Source organism: uncultured Pontibacter sp. (assembly GCF_947495565.1).
Lineage (GTDB): Bacteria > Bacteroidota > Bacteroidia > Cytophagales > Hymenobacteraceae > Pontibacter.
In genome coordinates this window covers 223,229-240,050 of record NZ_CANLZM010000006.1, presented here as the reverse complement: position 1 = coordinate 240,050, position 16,822 = coordinate 223,229, and the positions used below count along the sequence as shown (strand labels likewise).

Below are 16,822 nucleotides of genomic sequence, written 5' to 3'. Positions count from 1 at the left end.
CTCGAAGCTGCTATCTATTTTACTGTAAAAGAGCAAGTAAGGAGGTGAAATAAAGATACAATTAGGGAAGTGGGCTAGTGACACTAACCAAAACATAAGATCGCTCATAATGGTAGATTTTTTAATTTTGCTTTCATTTGTAAATTGAAGGTATGCGCGACTATGATATAAGAGTGGCTCTAAAGAAAGAGAAGCTAGCAAAATACTATTGTGATGGTGCATCTAAGGTTGTAGATGAGCTTGATTTCTCATGCACAGGAGCCAGAATTGATGTTGCTGTTGTAAATTGTAGCTTGCATGGCTTTGAAATTAAGAGCTCAGTTGACACTTTAGGACGATTGGAAGGGCAGATAGCTGGCTATTCTAAAGTGTTAGATTACTTGACAGTTGTAACTGAGGAGAAACATTTAAAGCATGTGCAGGAACTTGTCCCTGAGTGGGTAGGTATTTACTTATGCTACAGTACAAGAGATAAAGTAAAATTCAAACGAGTTAAAAGAGCGAAGAAGAATGGTTTGATTGAACCATTCTTCTTGCTCAAAATGCTCTGGAAAGAAGAGCTTATAACTATTCTTGAAGCTTACAGCATTCCTTTTAAAAAGAGTTTCCGGATATGGACAATGTGTGAGATAATTTCCGAAGCTCTTGATAAGAAACTTATCTCCGAGCTCGTCCGAAGTAAGTTAAAAGCTAGAAAGAACTGGAAACCTGAGATATTCAAAGTAGACTTATAAGCTTTGAAATGTGACGGCTGTGCCCAATTTTAACCCATGTACCAGCATTTCCCGGTTTACTAGTTCGATGTGCGCAGTCATACATCTCACCATCCGCCCAGGAAAAGATGTTCCCATCATAATGTGAGTCAATTATTAGTTGCCTGCATTTTTCATGGTATTGGCCGTTGCCCAATCTATGGTTTCCTGGCTTTATTCCTCTGTAGATAACAAAGCTTTCCTCTGTAGTGTATTTTACGCTAGATGTTCCCTGGAAGCCTTGATCGTTATGGATCGGGTTTTTTATGCCATAGTCTCCATAGAACAAAGAGTTTACAAAAGGAAGGCTCTTTAGCGACTGCCATATAGTCCATTCATATCTCTCGATCGGGCTTACGGTATCTGGGGCAAAATCACTAAGGTCAGCTGGGAATGATCCAGCTGCAATAATAACTCTGTGCCAATCATAGGTATTAGGAATTGATTGAAGGGTCAGAGAAAGTTGAGCAGCTGAATTTGAATAGGTGCTTTTATTTATATAGTGCAGGTCTAGTAGCAGGTATGTGTTATCAGGTGATGTGTTGAGCGTGTTGAGCAAATCTGGAAGTAAACTGTTAATGATGTTTGGCTTCAAGAATTGTTTCTGAACTCTAATGCACACTTTTGTCTTGTAATGCTGTATAAATGAAGCAATCTCGTTTATGTAATCATCTGGAGACTCAAACTCTACTACAGGCACAACATTAACATTGGCGCTTAAAAGCTTCTCCAAAAAATCAATGAAAACGTCAATATTAGAGTTTGACAGGAAATAGTAAGAAGCGTCCACTAATACTGAATTTCCTTCGAAAGACCAGATAGGTGGTAGGTTACTTAATACAGCTTCCATATTATCGGGAAGAACTTCAATAACTGGTTCAACCTGAAGTTTGTCACTTGCTGTGAGCGTACTGAGAGCTTTAACTTCGCCGTCTTTAGACTTAAGAATAGGATAATACTTTTTCATAAAAAGGTTTGCTTTATACTTGGAAAGATTGAAGTACAATATAAGCAATATATAGTAATAATAAGAGCCCTTAACACCGTTTTTGAAAAGAGGTGCTTAGGGGCAGGTGATAAAAAAAAACCACCCGCTACGGGTGGTTTTGATTTTATAGTTCAATCTTCGGCAGTCTGCTCCGTTTGCTGGTTTACTTCCTCTGCTGCACTCTTTATTTCAGCTTCCAGGTCTGTTCTGAAAAGCAGTTGAACCCCGTAGGAGGTTAGTGCAAAAGCAATTATTCCAGCTATCATCCCGGCTGCTTTTCCCTTTTTTGTTCTTGGTGATTCAGTATCAATTATGTAAGCTTGTTGGTGACCAGTAGTGAGTGGAACATAGGTCTTTTTGGGACACACCAGCTTTCATATGTACCAGAAATTGATATTCTTGGTACACATAGTCAACGCTATGTACCAAGAAACAGTATTCTTGGTACATTTAAGAATCTTGCGTGCCTATAACAGGAGTGGTGGATGTATATTGCTCCTTGGCATTCACAAAGATCTCGATCAGGGGGAGGTTCAGGTAGTAATTGCTTGTGCCTACCTTTTCTTTTTGTAACAATCCTAAATCAGCAAGCGCGTTCAGGTACCGGGCAGCGGCTTTCCGCTCCAGCATGAGGTCCTTCATCACAAACTCAATCTTAGTATAGGGGTGCTTAAATAGGTTGTTGAGCAGATCCTGACTATATATTTTTGGCAGGTCCGTACGAATTCTTTTTTTGTACTGCTGCATGAGGAGGTTAATGCTTTTCACCATCTCGATGGTCTCCTTGGCCGTTTCTTCCACTCCTTTAAGCATGAACAAAAGCCATGCCTCCCAGTCACCTGTGTCGCGTACCTGCTGCAGTAGGCGGTAATAATCTGCCTTATTTTCCACTACATAGCGGCTAAGGTATAGCACAGGTAGTTGCAGCAGGTCCTTACATACCAAGTACAGGATGTTGATGATACGTCCGGTGCGGCCGTTCCCGTCATAGAAAGGATGGATGCTCTCAAACTGGTGGTGGATGATAGCCATCTTGATCAGCGGATCGACATCCGATACCTCATCATCATTAATATACTGGACGAGGTTATGCATCAAGTGCTCTATCTGGTCTGGGTGCTGCGGAGGCGTATAGACCGTTTCACCCGTTTTGGCATTTTTCAACGCCGTGCCTGGCAACTTGCGCAGGCCAGCGTTGTTCTGCTCAAGTTCCTGTTGAATCCTAAGGATATGACTGAAGCTTAGGATTTTATTCCTACGCACAGCTTCAAATCCTTCTCGTAAAGCAGTGGCATAGTTCTGCACCTCCTTTGTAGCAGTGCTTAGGGCGTAGCCTGCCTGCAGTTCGGCTTTGAACAACTCATCCTGGGTAGTAATGATGTTCTCGATAGCCGAACTATCCCGTGCTTCCTGCAGCGTAAGCGTGCTGATCAGTATCTGCTCATTGGGAATGGTTGCGGCCACTCCCTTCAGCTCAGCCAGATAACGGTGAGCTGTCGTAGCCTGCTTTAAGACAGCTTTTGTCTCTACTTCAATGGGAACAGGTAAATCAGTTGGCTGCCACATGGCTAAATTGAGAAAATATAGTGTTTTTAGATAAGGTGACTTACTTTGATCTTTTTATACTTTTTGCCCATACCAAGCGCAATGGCAGTTGGGTTCTTCAGTAAGATCTCTCCCTTTTGAAGCCCGGATATGGCTTGTTTTATCTCCTGAAACTCACCGCCGGACACCCCAAACAGATCCTTTATAACTCCGTCATTAATAGATTGCTGCTTCATGATAAGTGGGTACTGCGCATTGGCGTAAAAGTCAAAGTGCTCGCTCTTAAAGCTGTCCATGTTCTGTGTAGCAAGTATAATACTTAGCCCTTTGTTACGGCCAACCGCAATCAGGTCACGGAGAGGCTTGTTATCAAAACCTAGCATGTAATGTGCCTCATCAATGATGGTGAAATGACGAAGCTCAACTAAATCATTCTCCACTGCCTGTTTAGGAAGCTTTTCGTAAAGCGTATTGAGCTTAGAGATAATAAAGTAAACGATAGCTTTGGCAATAGGTCCCTCCTTTGGAAAGCCATCCATTTTGATAATGAGGCTTTCCTGCACCAGGTCAAGCCGATCCTCTTTTATGAAAAGGTTACTTCGGATCAGTTGTTTCAGCACAGAGCTGATACTGTCATCCTCGTCCTGCTTTTTGTCAGGGCGCAGGCTATTGTAGGCTTTTAGTATCTGCTCAAAATCAATGGGCGCATTACCATTCAATTTGTACGCCTTAATGATAGCCTCTGCCAAACGGTTGTTCATGTTGGCGCTGATGCGAGTGCTATCAATGGCCATCAAGGCATTGGATAGTTCGGTAGAGTAGAGGTTGATCTCATTTTGTGTCTTGCCCCTAAAATCTTTAAAGGGGTTGAAAGGTAGCGGAGAGACAATAGGGTCAAGAATTGCTGCTCTATCCACCTCAAAAAGCTGCAGCCAATCATTGTTGGCAGGGTCTGAAAACTCTCCTTTATAGTCGAATAGCAGGAAGTTAACTGGATAAGAAGTATCGATGGAAATAGAACGAAGTTCGTGGATCAGCACTGCCAGTGTGTTGGACTTTCCAGAACCGGTGGTGCCCGCAATCAGAATTTGCGTGTTGGTGATATTGGTTGAGTTAAGGTCCAGGTGCGCCTCCAGGTCATCCTCGTAATGGCCGATTTGCAGACTCAGGTTAGGAATACTGCCATAGGTATTCTGGGCACTTTGGTTTACCTGTGCATTTAGCCAGCTACTCAGGTTATCGCCGTGAAGCAAGAACTCCGCTCCGCGCTTTACCTCATAGTTCACAATCTTGCGCATCGTACTGGGATTCTCTATGTCGATGCCAGTTTGCTGATACCGCAACTTAAGCACTGCCGACCACAGGGGTTGCAGGTTGTTACGCTGAAAAACCGTGTCATGCATGGTGCCGTTGGCTGTCAGCTTCATGTCCAGTATCTCCTGTTCTTCGCGCTTATCGGCCATTGAAAGGCCGGCGATGAAGCTGATACGCAGCAGCATGTTCTGAGAAATTGACACAGCCTTCTGCTCATGCCACTTCTTTAGGCTCACCTGCTCCTCTACACGCTCTTTTAAGGTGCCTAAAAGTTCGTGGATACCTTCCGCTATTTTGATATTATTAAATAAGATCATCGCCTTAGTCTTCTATCGTTTTACCAAAGTAACCTTCTGAAATCTGCGTACACTGTTCTTCCCTGTCACGCTGCAGTGTGAACACCTTCGAAACGTAAGCCTCAATTTTAGCCAAGTCCTTTTCAGGGCGGATTTCACTGTCGGAGCTCAGAAGGATCGTCTGGTGCGAAAGCTGGGGGAAGTAGTTTTCCAGAAGCGTGGTGCGGCTTGTTTCATCCAGTACGCCCATCACAGTGTCAATCATCACAGGTGGGTCATAGTCACCATACTCGTGCAAAGCTTTGAGCAGTACCTGTACCACCACTTGCTTGGAGGCAGTGTTCAGTTGGTTCAGGTATATCTCGTTGCCCGCCTTGTGGTAAATTTTAAAGGTAAGATCTTTCAGATTTTCCGACAGCTCTACTCTGTCAATCACATCACGGTAGGCAGCCAAGTTAAGGTTTAAGTCATTTTTCATTTTTGCCTCAATCTGCTGCTTTTTAGCCTTAAGCAACTGGTTAGCAGTATCCTCGAAAAACGGACGCAGCTTTTGCAAGGTATCATATTTTGGATCGGGCTCATGGCCCGTTTGTATGTCGTACTGGTGCAGGCGCTTTTCTATCTGTTTCAGCTCATCACTTAGCTGTTTCTGTTGTAGCTCCAGTTGCTTGATGCGGCCTTCGTTGTCTTCGTAGTGCTTTAGTAAAGTATAGTCGCTTCCGGCAATTTGTGCCTTCATTTGCTCAGCCTGAGTTTGTAGCATGTCTATCTGAGGTATAGAAAGGTTTAGCTCAAGCTGCTGCTGAAACAGTGCGGGAAAAGTGTTCTTATAAGAACTATTAACCAGTTGCTCCAGCGATTTAAGTTCTGACTGCTCCAAAAATCCATACTCATTGTTTTCTGAGTTGCCTTTTTCAGATGCCATCACATACTTCACCAGATCGCTGACGGACAGCGTGTTTGCCCATAGTTCCTGCTGTTGTAGGTAGTCGGCTATCTTGGATACAATTTTCTCAACCAGTTCGGGACTCGCCTTTTTGCTAGGCTGCTGCAATTCAGTATTTTTCTTAAAAATAAGCGCCACTTCCTGCTTCAGCGATGCTGCCAGTTTTGGGAGCGCCACATGCGACTCTATGTTTTTGACAAACTCGTCTACCTCCGAGTGGTACAGGTTTTCTTTGCGGAGGATGGACTCTACCTGTGCCTTAGCCTGCTCAATCTTACTCTTAAGCGTTTCCTCCTGGTTCATGCCAGTCTTCAGGCTCTCGTACAGGTGTTTGTTACTCACCGAGTACTCCAGGGCCTGCTCCAATTGCTCCTGTAAATGGTGCGTCTCTGCTTCCTTCGCTTTCTTTTGCTCTAGCAAGGCCAGGTATTCCTTTTTCTCGTTCTCGATTTGCAGGCGCTGAGCAGTAAATTGCTGCAGCAGGTTTTCAGACGCTCTGGACAGGCTCATATATTTGTTAAAGCCCATCACGTTTTCTATGTTCTCCCGAATCACCCGGTTTAGCTGGTCTTCCTTCAACAGATTCCCGGCCTCCATGGCATCAAACAGGAAGTATCGGCTTAGTTCTTTAGGGAGGTTGGCCTTGATGATCTTATTTACCTGGGCCTCCTGCTCCACACGCTGCGCATAGGGCGTAGCCGTGCCGTACTGGAAAATGCTGCCGTTCATGTTCAGCTTCACACTCTCCACTGGCTTTCCTTCGGGGTTCAGAACATAGGTGCGTGTGAGCACGTACTGTTGCTCCTGGTTGATTACCAGCCCGCTAAAGTGCAGCTCCAGCGTAATACGTTCTTCCTCTTTGCCAATAGCACCAGCGTTGAGCAGCTGTTTGAACTCTGTGGAGGTATTGATGTGCAGGCCGTATAAGGCACCATAAATAGCCTCGAAAAAAGTGGTTTTACCGCCTCCGTTTGCTCCTCCTATCAATATGATAGGCCTGTCTGGCTGCACAGCTATGTTCAGATCCAGGTTGAGGTAAGTTTTATAGTTGCGGGCTTTGATACGCTTAATGAGCATGGCTTCTACAATTTAGCTAAGGCTTTCTCGATGATTTTCTCAATGGCCTTTTCGTCCATCTCCTTATTGCTGATCTTGCGGTCATGGAAGCTTTTAAGAACCTCCTCCTTTACCCAGTCAAAATCGAGCTGATGCTCAGTACAAAGGGCTTCTATCATGTTTACATCCTCTTTGCGGATGCCGTAGTGCACAAATGTGGTATCTAATCCTTTTCGGGCCATCAGTTTAAGGTTATGCCAGTTCGGCAGGGTTTAAAAAATTCCAACCAGTTAAGTCATTTGTATCTTCTATCCTGTTGGAGCAGTACCGGAAGGTTATCACACCGCCAAGCTCTTCCCGTATCAGGACACCACCAATAAGCTGGCGATCCGGGTTAGCGGCATTTTCTTGCTCCATGTACGCCACCAAGGCATTGTGCTTGTTAGGCGCCTCCTGATCAGACCGTTTTGTTTTGGTATCGAACAGGCCGATCCTGCCGGACTTGAACTTGACGATGAAATCTACATAGAATAAGGCAAGTTCCCCCTGTAGGTTTGTGTAAGGCACCGCAAAGTGCTCTTTGCCCTGATCTCCGTTTTTGTACCACCAATCAATACTAGCGGCATGCTGTGTCAAAAATCCTTTGAATTGCTGCTCCGGGTCAGAGGCGTTTATGTACTCAAAGAAAGGTTCCAAGGCATGGTGCACCGCATCCGCGTGCACGTAAACCTCGCTGTAGTAGCGTAGTTCCGGCACTTCCCAAGCTTTAGTTTCCACACGGCGGTGCTCGTTACCTCGCGCGGCCTGCCAAGCCTCAAAACGTTCGAGCGCCTGTGCAATAAGTGGCACCAGCAGGGCTTTGTTTTGCGGGTACAGGTAAAACTTACGGGCGTCCGTTTCAAAAAGCCCTAGGTAATATTCAGCAAAGTGCAGGAGTGTTTCACGCAGCTTTTTCCAGCTCTTGGAGCGGTTCAGGCGGGTGATGTTGTCATAGCTGAAGCGGTCAAACATAGTTTTGAACTCGGCCACGGTAATGGCAAAGCGCTGCACCTGGTTTGTCTCAAGCACAATAGCGTTCACCTCGTAAGGGTCCAGCTCAATATCGGTGGGTATTATTATCTGATGCTCATCTATATCAAACTCCCAGAGGTTCTGCCGGAATGCCTGCCTATTATTGGCGCTCTGTTGCTCAATCTGCTCCGCCGCTTGAGGAGTGAACAGGTTGAGGTCGGGGAGTTGCCTTACCCCGAAACGTTGCTCCATCAGGTTAAAGAACACTGTCTCAAAAGCGGAGCTTAGCACACCTTTGGATGGGCGGTCGTTGATGATTGTGGCTGAAGCAAGCGTGTCGAACAGTAGGTTTTCCTGCTTTACACGCTCGGCATACTGCGGCAGAAAGAAATCGGTATCGGTAGGCACCAGATTGATGCGGCTGCTTTCGATGTTGGTGTACACGTAGCCGTAGTTTAAATCATCCGCTTGGTAATGTCGCTGGTGCGGCATGCGCAGGATGCGGCCCACCGTCTGCACTCCAAAATCCGGACTCTGCACGGTGCGGTAGCTTACCAGTACGGCAGCACGCGGACAGTTCCACCCTTGGGCAATTGCTTGCTTAAAGATCAGCACATCCTGAAACCCGTTAGGCTCTTCTAACCCGTCTTTGTCTTTCTCACCAGATAGCCATACAGCCAGTCTGCCGTTGGAAGTGCTGATGCCATACTCCATGTCGAGCAGGCCCACCAGTGTGTCGCGGATAGATTTATCTTCTGCACTGAGGGAGGCATTGTCGGAGGGAAGCTGGATGAGTAGGAGCGGATTTACTTTATTCGGCCCCAGCTCGGCTTCATACAGTTTTTTGAGTTCTTCCTTTTTAGCAAAAGCGGTTCGCAGCAGATGCACGTGCACGTTCTCGCCGTTTTGTTGATCGGGGTCCAGGCCGATATTCAGGCGCACCCCTTTTTTGATCATCTGCTCGCTTACCACTTCCTGCCGCGAAATGAACACGCTGCGCTGCGGGCGCGTGGCCGGTGTGGCCGTAACCAGTATCTCTATCTCGGCCTTTATTAAGTTGCGCACTGCTATAGCCTGGGCGCCAGAGAAGGCAGCCAAGTGTGCCTCGTCAATCACCAAGATAATTTTAGTGCTGTTGGCGCGGGTTTTCTCCAGTAGGGTTTCCAGGTTGGTGCTGGTCTCGTTCTCGCGTCGCCAGATTTTTTTTAGGCTGTCTAAGCTGCTCCAGTTTACGAAGAGCAGGTCTTTGGGGTGGAGTACTGGGCTGGCGCTCAGGTTGCTCAGGTCGATGCAGTTGAGCTTGCTGGTATCGGCGTAGAGCTGCTGCAGGCTCTGGAAACTCTGGATGTGCAGCGTGTTGGGCGCAAACCAGATAAAAGCCACGTTATTGTGAAGGCCGGGCTGCAAGGGCAGCTCATCTGTGAACCGCTCCAGGAAGGAGGCCATCATAACGGTTTTGCCGGAGCCGGTAGGGGCCTCTAAAAGTATAGGGACTTGCCGGGCTGGCTGACCCAATGCCTCGTAGGTGTGGGAGAGTAGTTTATCAACTGCTTTCTCCTGAAATTCTTTGAGTATATACATGCTTAGGCTTGGGTGGTGGCAAAAAGATCAGCTTCGGCAGCCTCGGCTACTGGCGCGGCAGGGGCCTTTCTGCCCAGCTTTAGTACCCGGAAAGTGGCTTTGTAAGCATTGTAGATGGCCTCTGGCAAGGGAACGGCTTCTATTCTGTCGGCTACCTCCCAAAAGTCTTCGGCCAGTGTTTCTTTCTCGGGGCTGAAGGCGTAGAGACGCACAGGCTCTGCCAGGTTCTGCAAACCTTTGATGTAGTCGATAAGCTGCTCGCATACTTCGGTTTGCTGGCGGCTGTGGTATACCACGGCTACATGCTTGCCTTTGCCGTTGCTAAACAGGCGGCATTGGGCCGGGTTAAAGCCGTTCGCCTCCGTTAGATCAGTATAGCAGTCTTCTTTGATGCAAAGCAGCTCTGTACTACGCTGGGTAAGCAGGCGTTTGTTAGGCTCAGTAACCATGCTGGGTACAAAGCCGCTCTTATAATAGCGCAGGTTATTTTGGTTGAGCCCCGCCACCTCCTGGCCTTTGGCATTGGTATAGCCTTGTATCACGCGCCTATTGCGCTCATAGGTTACCTCTTCGCAAATATTGTTCTCGTTGTTGGTAATTAGTATACATTGCCGCCTGCCGCCGTCTTCGGCGTTGAGCTGCATAGTGGCGTGCAGTGTGGTACCAGAGCCGGCAAAGAAGTCGAGGATAGTAAATGTAGATTCTTTGACTAAACTCACAATGAAACTTATGAGCGTAACAGGTTTAGGATATGAAAATTTGATGCCCATCTCCAATAGTTTATTACTATTGCTTTGAGTATTACCCATGTTCATCAGCACTGAGACAATATGGTTTTGGTCAGCTCTTTTTTTGATTGCTTCAATTGATCCTGTTTCAGAAATCTTAAAATCTGTTAACTGGTTTTTGGTATCCAAGACCGGAATGAAGTGATTTTTGATGTATAACTCAAAAAGTGCTTTTGATGACCATCCACTTTTTACAACTACTGCATTTTTAGTTTTATAATTTTCTACTTCGACATCACTTGTATAGAAAGGATACTTATCACTTCTTTTCTTAATAACTCCTTTCTCAAACAAACATGGAAAGCCAGCAGGAACTGTAACTTCACTTTCAGGATTTTTAGGACCGTTCTTTACTATTGTATTTTGAATGATATCTTTAAATAGTTTACTATCCTCATTCACATTAGGATCGATAACTGCACCAACCTTGAATCCATCTTTCAGCTTACAATAGCTAAGAATGTATTCATGACAGTTTTTGATTTGTGCTTGATTATCAAAGTTGCCATCTGTCCTCCAGATAAATTTTGAAATTAGATTTTCTTCTCCAAAAACCTCGTCACAAAGCAACTTCAACTGAGCCTGCTCATTGTCATCTATACTTATAAAATAACACCTTTGGGAGAAAGAAGGCACTTGGCCAGCTCGAGGCGTTTGTGCATAAAGCTTAGCCATTTGCTGTGGCGATAGCTGTCTTCGCGGTCCACGAAGCTGTCATTATACTTAAAGTCCTTATTGCCGGTGTTGTAGGGCGGGTCTATGTAGATGACGTCAACCTTGCCTTCGTGGGTAAAGGTAAGGGCCGTTAGGGCGTGCAGGTTGTCGCCTTCTATTAGGATATGGTTGGGGTTTTCTTCTCCGTTTACAATGGCTTTCGCAGCCACTTCCTCCAATACAGGCAAGTGTTGGCGCAGCTGTTCCTCCACGTCCTCAGGCTTGTCTTCCCACACCAGTCCGTACTTTTTCTGGTTCAGCAAATCAATCAGGTAGCTGCGCTCGTCGGTGCTCAGGCTCTCCAGGCTTTTGAGTTTGTTTATCAGCTCGTGTTTCTCGTCTTTTCTCATCAGGTATGTCCAACTTCTCGGTTTCCAGCGGGCTAGCCGGTGGTGGAATATAGGTTTATGTTTTAGCAAGTATAGCCAGTGCGCAAGGCCGTAGCCCGTGTTGCACCATCTGTTGCCAAATATAATAAAATATCAATGTTTTAGGGCTATGGAATGTTGAAGTGCTTGGCTAAACCTGTAGTAAGCAGGTTGCTTTAAAATTTCCTCTTGCCGCCGTAGCGCACTAAATATATGATGATGTTAATTTAATTAAAGTTTTATATATTTATATTATAAAATATATATATAAGAAAGCCTACGGGAGCGATGGAGGAGAAAATTTGGTATGAACTGGTTCAGGTAAAGTTCGGAGAAACCTACCTCGCCCAGTACATTTCGCTACAACAATACTTAAGACGCACTTTTAAAATCCTGACATTAGTTCTATCTAGTAGTGGAGCGCTTGGTTGGGCTATTTGGAAACCTATTGCCGGGATTGCCTGTGGCATTATTGCTGTAATGCAAGTGCTATCTATGATTGAAAATCTGCTTTTCAGGACTGAAGAAGAGATTCAAAAAGTCTGTGACTTGCGGACAATGTACATAAAGTACCTTAATAAGATAGAGCAGCTCTGGGTAGCCTACAGCAATGGCGATCTTTCTGAGAGTGACGCATCAAAAGCTTTCTTTAAGCTAAGGAATAAAGAGTGGGTCCAGATCGAGCAGCTTGATAATACCTTAAATATCAAGCATTATAAAAAGCTAGAAGAAAAGGCAGATAGATTAACGAATCAGTATATAACTACTTATCATTCAACTAATGGCAAAGCAGTCACCAAGCCCGAAATCGTCTGTTAAGACAAGCATGCCCAATGGGGAAGTAAAGGGAAGTGTTCCAAAGATGAAGAACCCGCCTCCGCCACCTAGGAAAGACTAACACTTTTCATTCTGTGGGCACTTACTCAATGAGTTGAAATAGCACCATGATGTATCTTTAAGAAACTTCATGGTGCTATTTCTATATATTAGGATGTCTAAATTACCCTTTACACTTCTCTTTCCACTTTTTGTAATGAAGCTGAAGGCCTGTTTTTTGCCCACCTCGAAAGAATCGCCCTTCGTTCAATGTGTTAATCAACTTCTCCACGTCTTTAGCATGCTGCGCCTTCCATCCTAGCTTGCCGACGAGGTAGGAACCTATCTCGTCGGCGTTTAGCTTCGGTTCATACTTGTGTAGCGCTTTGATGTAAGTCTTAGCCCTCTCTTCATCTGAGGGGTGGTTTATGCCGGTTGTCCTATTGATTGTAGCTGTTAGCGACTCCATGGCCACTTTCACCACGCATGAAGGCTCAGGGTGAGAAGCCTCTGTCTGCTGATTTCCCCTAAGCTCAATAGGGCTCCAGGTCTGCACCCACTTGGCAAGCCCTTCCTGGCTCCAAGGTATGGCGATGATTGCCCTAATGGAACGGTAACCGTCTATTTTGAGCACTTCTTCCGAGTCTAGCCCAAGCGTGATCACCGCTTCCTCTGGTGTGTAGCCCCCGCTGTAGGTTCTGAGGGTCTCTATTTTAAACAGCGGTGTGCAGTTTTTGAATTTAGTCCCTGTGAAAAGTTTCTTCACGGTGTCATTCCCGAATAGTCTTTCCAGCCATCCAACATTTTGCTTGGTGTGAGCCAGTAGAATAACCTTTTTAATCTCGGGATACTCCTCGGCGAGGCGGCAAGCAAAAGCCATTGCCTCTCTGTACGCCTCGTCGTCATTGCCTTGTGTGGCGATATAGTACCTATCCTTATCCATTATTGAAAGTTATCGTTAATTTACTTTATTGTGCGCTATATTAGCTGATGACACCGCCCAAGCGCTAAAGATCCTTGAAATCAAAGGAGCTTTCCAGCTCCTTTATTTTTGCTTGTTTGCTTTCTGCGCTCCAGAGCCTGTGATAGCACAGATTAAATGTCACAATAAGATATGAGATCGGAGCATAAAGCAACGCTCTTAAGGAGGTTTGCTTTGTCTCGCTTTCCAGCCCGTCGACCCACTTGACAAGCATAGCAGGGTAGTTGTACTCCCACTCACTCAGAACGAATTGTAGAACAGTGAACAATATGATAATAACTCCGAACAAAAGAGACCAATAAGCCGAAGATTGCCACTTAATAAACCTTTCCCTCACAAAATTACGCTTTAGCTTGTCTTTCAGCTCTTGATTCTCCTGCTCCTTTTCTTGGATTTTTCTTTCTCTTGCCGCTGCCACTGATGCCAAGTCGGATAATTTGCCCTCTGCCTCTTCCTGCTGGATTGCCATTTGGCCTGTAAGCTCGGCATTCTGGACTGTGATATTCTCCAGCTCTCTTTCAAGTGCGGACTTAGCGAAGTCTTTCGTTCGCTCCAGTATCTCGTCACCTTCGGCCCCGTTGTCCAGTATGCCTTCAAACTTGCTTTGTACAAGCGAATTGACCAGCATTTTCTGCTGCATGTAATTGGTTGTCATCTCACTAATGCCCGCTAGCACGATGTGCAGCTTTTCGCTGTCTATCGCCTGCTCCGAGTTCGGCAGGTTCAAAAAACTGACGAAGCTTCGGAAATCGTCGCTGCTTCTCGAGACATACCTGAGCACGATGCTTAGCCACTGACTCGGCAGCAGGACAATCGGCGTGACACTGGTGCGGTAGTAGTCCCATCTTCTGAGCATCTGGTCAGTTGAGATGAAGTAGTACTTGGAGTCAAATAGGTTGATGTTGTTGTCGTCCCGTTTTACATTGACTAGGTGTACGTTACAGGCATCGGTGTAGCTGCTGTCGTAGCCGTGACTGACGCCTTCGGCCGTTTTAAAGCTCGATATATCGTTGGCGATTTCAGCGATAACCTTGGCCGTCTTCTCCTCGGACAGGTCGAAGGGTATTTTGTAGTCTACCTCAATTGCAAAGTCTTTCTTGAACGAGTCGTAGTGGCCCAGGACATAGGCTTCAAACAAATCGTGGCTGTCGTTGACCCTCCCAATGCGCCATTGGTGGTAGTAATCGTAGAAGCTGCGCAGGCTCCTGAAGTGCTTCTGGTTAAGGATCTCTGGGTTGAGATTTTTGACAGGGTACCTCCTCAACTTGTTGACATAGAACCTAACACTTTCCTTGAACTCGGCTTCAGTGAACTTAGAGATTACCAGCTTCTCACCTGCGTCCATGAATTTCCTAAGGAAGGTACGCGTCCGCTTCTCCCTGTCTGCTCCGTTGATGCCCAAGGCCCTAAAGACCACATTAGTATCGAGATAGAAAATTTTGTTCCTCAGCGAGGAAAGATGTACAGCCGCACCATGGCTGTTGTTGGTGAGCATGCAGTATTCGAGTGCATAGCTGGCAATATCAAATACTGCCTTGTTCTTCTCGTCGTTATTCCAAGAAAGGAAGTCATTTATTATGCTCCTTTCAGAGGCAGAGTAGCGATTCGATTCAACGCCTATTAAGTCATCTACCGCTTTATCCTTCTCCAGAAGCTTTTTAAAACTTGTGATGTTAGTGTTAAGAAGCTCGTAAAGGAACCTGTACAGCAAATCTTTGACGTTTGCCTCGGCAGGAATGTCGCTGCTCTCCCTTACGAACTGCTCAATGAAAAAGTCGATGTTCCTTCCCGAAAGCTTCGCATGCAAGGTCAACCGCCTTTTCTCCGTCAGGCTAACATAGATAGTGCCGCCTCTCTCGTTCGCGAGAAAGCTGTCTTCCTTCTCGTTAAGAACTATGGAAGCAACTTCGCCCTCATCGAAATCTATGCTGTAGTTCTCCTGTATGTGATCAATAATGCTGTGTACGCTCAATTCCTTACCGCCTACGTCCAGCAGGGCGGACTCGATTATCTTCTTATGAATCGTTCTGGGGGTGACTTCGTAGTTGTTGTCGGCATAGAGTACCGCGGCTAAGCGAAATGATTGCTTTTTTAATTCTGTGACCACGCTTAATGTTTGTTTCCTGTTAGATGATATTAAATAATGGAGTATGCGCTGACACAGCATCAAATAGATGTCAGATACTAACTCTAGATACATGCTAATATAGGGAATGAATTGTTAAATATTATGGAATTTATAATCTAAAGAGGTATATATCAATAATGTAAAGAAAGCTACATCATAGATGAGAAATCCATAAAGCTAGGCACTAACGGAGAAGGTACTGTTTACATTGAGAAGTATCGCCACCACTGGGGATTACTACGGCGTAGAAGGGTTAACTTTTCTCGTTTTATACTTGAGGTTAGTGTATAAAAGAAGTAAATTTGATTACAATAGACATCAGGCATCTTAGATAGGAGGTAAATTCGGATGTCCGCTGTGTTTTTGGGAGATAAGTAATTGGTAATAAATAAGTTATGCAGGTGGTTCGAATCCCTGCATAACCTGGCGTCCCTTTCCTTTGAACAGTACCATGGTTTAAAAACTGCCGAGTCTGTAGCGAACAAGTTCTGGCTCATATCGCAAAGAGGATAGGCTTTGCTCGTGGCGTCGGAGATTTGGCACACCCTTTAAGCTGGCCTTCACTGGCAATTTCGCTGTTGCTAATTTTGCTGAGCCAGACCTGGGGCGGGGACAATCATTTGCCTCCAACCTTTACAAGCTTTTCATACCAAAGCATATTTTATAAAAGCTTTTCACGCGTTCTAGTTGGTTTTCCTATCTTCGCTGTATAGGCTTTTCCCCGCATTGTGGCGGATGACAGTTGCTTATGATTTTAGACTGGCGAACCTAACACGCCCAGTGACTTCACAATCGGGGCACCCCACACCGCTCTATTTGCTTACCTGCTTCACATACTACTACTGCCCAGTTTTACGCAGCAAACGTTGGGCTGAGGAATAGACGGCAGAGAGTGCAAGTAACTCTCCTGCTGTAGTGGCAACAGAGACGATCATGTCTCCTTCTTTTGTCGGACAAACGATATGGATGTCGGATAAATGGCGGATAAAGCTTCCCATTTACCCAGCAGGTGAACTGGCTTTTACTTGTCGAGTTTTTGTGTTGCTAAACTTGACAAACCACCCTGTTTTCCGATTCGGGGCCACAAAAGCAGCATGCCCATCGCTAATGCATCAAAACGTAATCTATACTGGACAAAGCCGAGCAGGTGGCCGAGTGCGCGGCCATCTCGCGTCCCACACTAAGCCAGATTGAGAAAGTGGAGCCTACGGTGGCCATGGCGAAGCACAAGGATGCTAACATCTTGAAAATCGATCATTCTTCCATCCTGCCTTTCCAGGGGGCAGCTTGGTCGGGAATGACTAAGTTAGCGACCAAGGTGGTGTCTACGCTGGTGACCAGGTTAGTGACTGAGTGAGGGAGCTGTCAGCCTGTTTAGGCGTGGAGCACCTGCGGGTGTCGGCTTACGCCGCTAAACCGGCGAAGCGCAAACAGACACGCAGACAATAGCTCCTGCTTTCTCTCGTTGATTAATCTGCATTTACATGTCAAATCCTGCTCATTCACGCTTTGGTTGTCTATTTTTAATTACTAATTT

12 protein-coding genes and 1 pseudogene are annotated in these 16,822 nt (G+C 45.7%); 3 read left to right on the top strand and 10 right to left on the bottom strand.

Annotation, left to right across the window (positions count from 1 at the left end):
- The first annotated feature begins 152 nt into the window (after positions 1-152).
- Positions 153-734 (top strand): sce7726 family protein, encoded by a 582-nt coding sequence (locus tag Q1B04_RS10075; protein ID WP_299758682.1) that lies wholly within the window; start codon positions 153-155, stop codon positions 732-734.
- Here the strand turns inward: Q1B04_RS10075 and Q1B04_RS10070 are convergent.
- The 8 genes and pseudogenes from Q1B04_RS10070 to Q1B04_RS10035 all read right to left on the bottom strand — a co-directional run bounded on the left by Q1B04_RS10070 (position 718) and on the right by Q1B04_RS10035 (position 11,341).
- The gene (locus tag Q1B04_RS10070; RefSeq protein ID WP_299758681.1) at positions 718-1,719 is read right to left on the bottom strand and encodes a beta family protein; all 1,002 of its coding nucleotides are present in this window, start codon (positions 1,717-1,719) and stop codon (positions 718-720) included. The genes Q1B04_RS10075 and Q1B04_RS10070 overlap by 17 nt on opposite strands.
- 152 nt (positions 1,720-1,871) lie before the next feature.
- The gene (locus Q1B04_RS10065; protein ID WP_299758680.1) at positions 1,872-2,006 is read right to left on the bottom strand and encodes a hypothetical protein; all 135 of its coding nucleotides are present in this window, start codon (positions 2,004-2,006) and stop codon (positions 1,872-1,874) included.
- A gap of 184 nt (positions 2,007-2,190) precedes the next feature.
- Positions 2,191-3,306 (bottom strand): Fic family protein, encoded by a 1,116-nt coding sequence (locus Q1B04_RS10060; protein WP_299758679.1) that lies wholly within the window; start codon positions 3,304-3,306, stop codon positions 2,191-2,193.
- 26 nt (positions 3,307-3,332) lie between these two features.
- A complete protein-coding gene (locus tag Q1B04_RS10055; RefSeq protein ID WP_299758678.1) occupies positions 3,333-4,916 on the bottom strand; it encodes a DUF87 domain-containing protein in 1,584 nt (527 codons plus the stop codon).
- A gap of 4 nt (positions 4,917-4,920) precedes the next feature.
- Positions 4,921-6,918, bottom strand: a complete 1,998-nt coding sequence (locus Q1B04_RS10050; RefSeq protein ID WP_299758677.1) for an AAA family ATPase — start codon at positions 6,916-6,918, stop codon at positions 4,921-4,923.
- A 5-nt stretch (positions 6,919-6,923) separates the two neighbouring features.
- Entirely contained in the window at positions 6,924-7,139 is a 216-nt protein-coding gene (locus tag Q1B04_RS10045) for a DNA modification system-associated small protein (RefSeq protein WP_112306900.1), read from the bottom strand.
- A 10-nt stretch (positions 7,140-7,149) separates the two neighbouring features.
- Complete coding sequence (locus tag Q1B04_RS10040) at positions 7,150-9,489, bottom strand: DEAD/DEAH box helicase family protein (protein WP_299758676.1); 2,340 nt, start codon at positions 9,487-9,489, stop codon at positions 7,150-7,152.
- A gap of 2 nt (positions 9,490-9,491) precedes the next feature.
- Positions 9,492-11,341: pseudogene (locus Q1B04_RS10035) on the bottom strand (site-specific DNA-methyltransferase).
- A gap of 306 nt (positions 11,342-11,647) precedes the next feature.
- Here Q1B04_RS10035 and Q1B04_RS10030 point away from each other — a divergent pair.
- Positions 11,648-12,178 (top strand): hypothetical protein, encoded by a 531-nt coding sequence (locus tag Q1B04_RS10030; protein ID WP_299758675.1) that lies wholly within the window; start codon positions 11,648-11,650, stop codon positions 12,176-12,178.
- Between the two features lie 181 nt (positions 12,179-12,359).
- Here the strand turns inward: Q1B04_RS10030 and Q1B04_RS10025 are convergent, their stop codons facing one another.
- Both Q1B04_RS10025 and Q1B04_RS10020 read right to left on the bottom strand, forming a co-directional pair.
- Positions 12,360-12,941 carry a hypothetical protein gene (locus Q1B04_RS10025; protein WP_299758674.1) on the bottom strand — a complete coding sequence of 194 codons (582 nt, stop codon included), beginning with the start codon at positions 12,939-12,941 and terminating at the stop codon, positions 12,360-12,362.
- Positions 12,942-13,182: 241 nt separating this feature from the next.
- Complete coding sequence (locus Q1B04_RS10020) at positions 13,183-15,264, bottom strand: hypothetical protein (RefSeq protein WP_299758673.1); 2,082 nt, start codon at positions 15,262-15,264, stop codon at positions 13,183-13,185.
- Positions 15,265-16,432: 1,168 nt separating this feature from the next.
- Between Q1B04_RS10020 and Q1B04_RS10015 the strand changes: the two genes are divergently transcribed.
- Positions 16,433-16,642 (top strand): hypothetical protein, encoded by a 210-nt coding sequence (locus Q1B04_RS10015; RefSeq protein ID WP_299758672.1) that lies wholly within the window; start codon positions 16,433-16,435, stop codon positions 16,640-16,642.
- Positions 16,643-16,822: the final 180 nt, after the last annotated feature.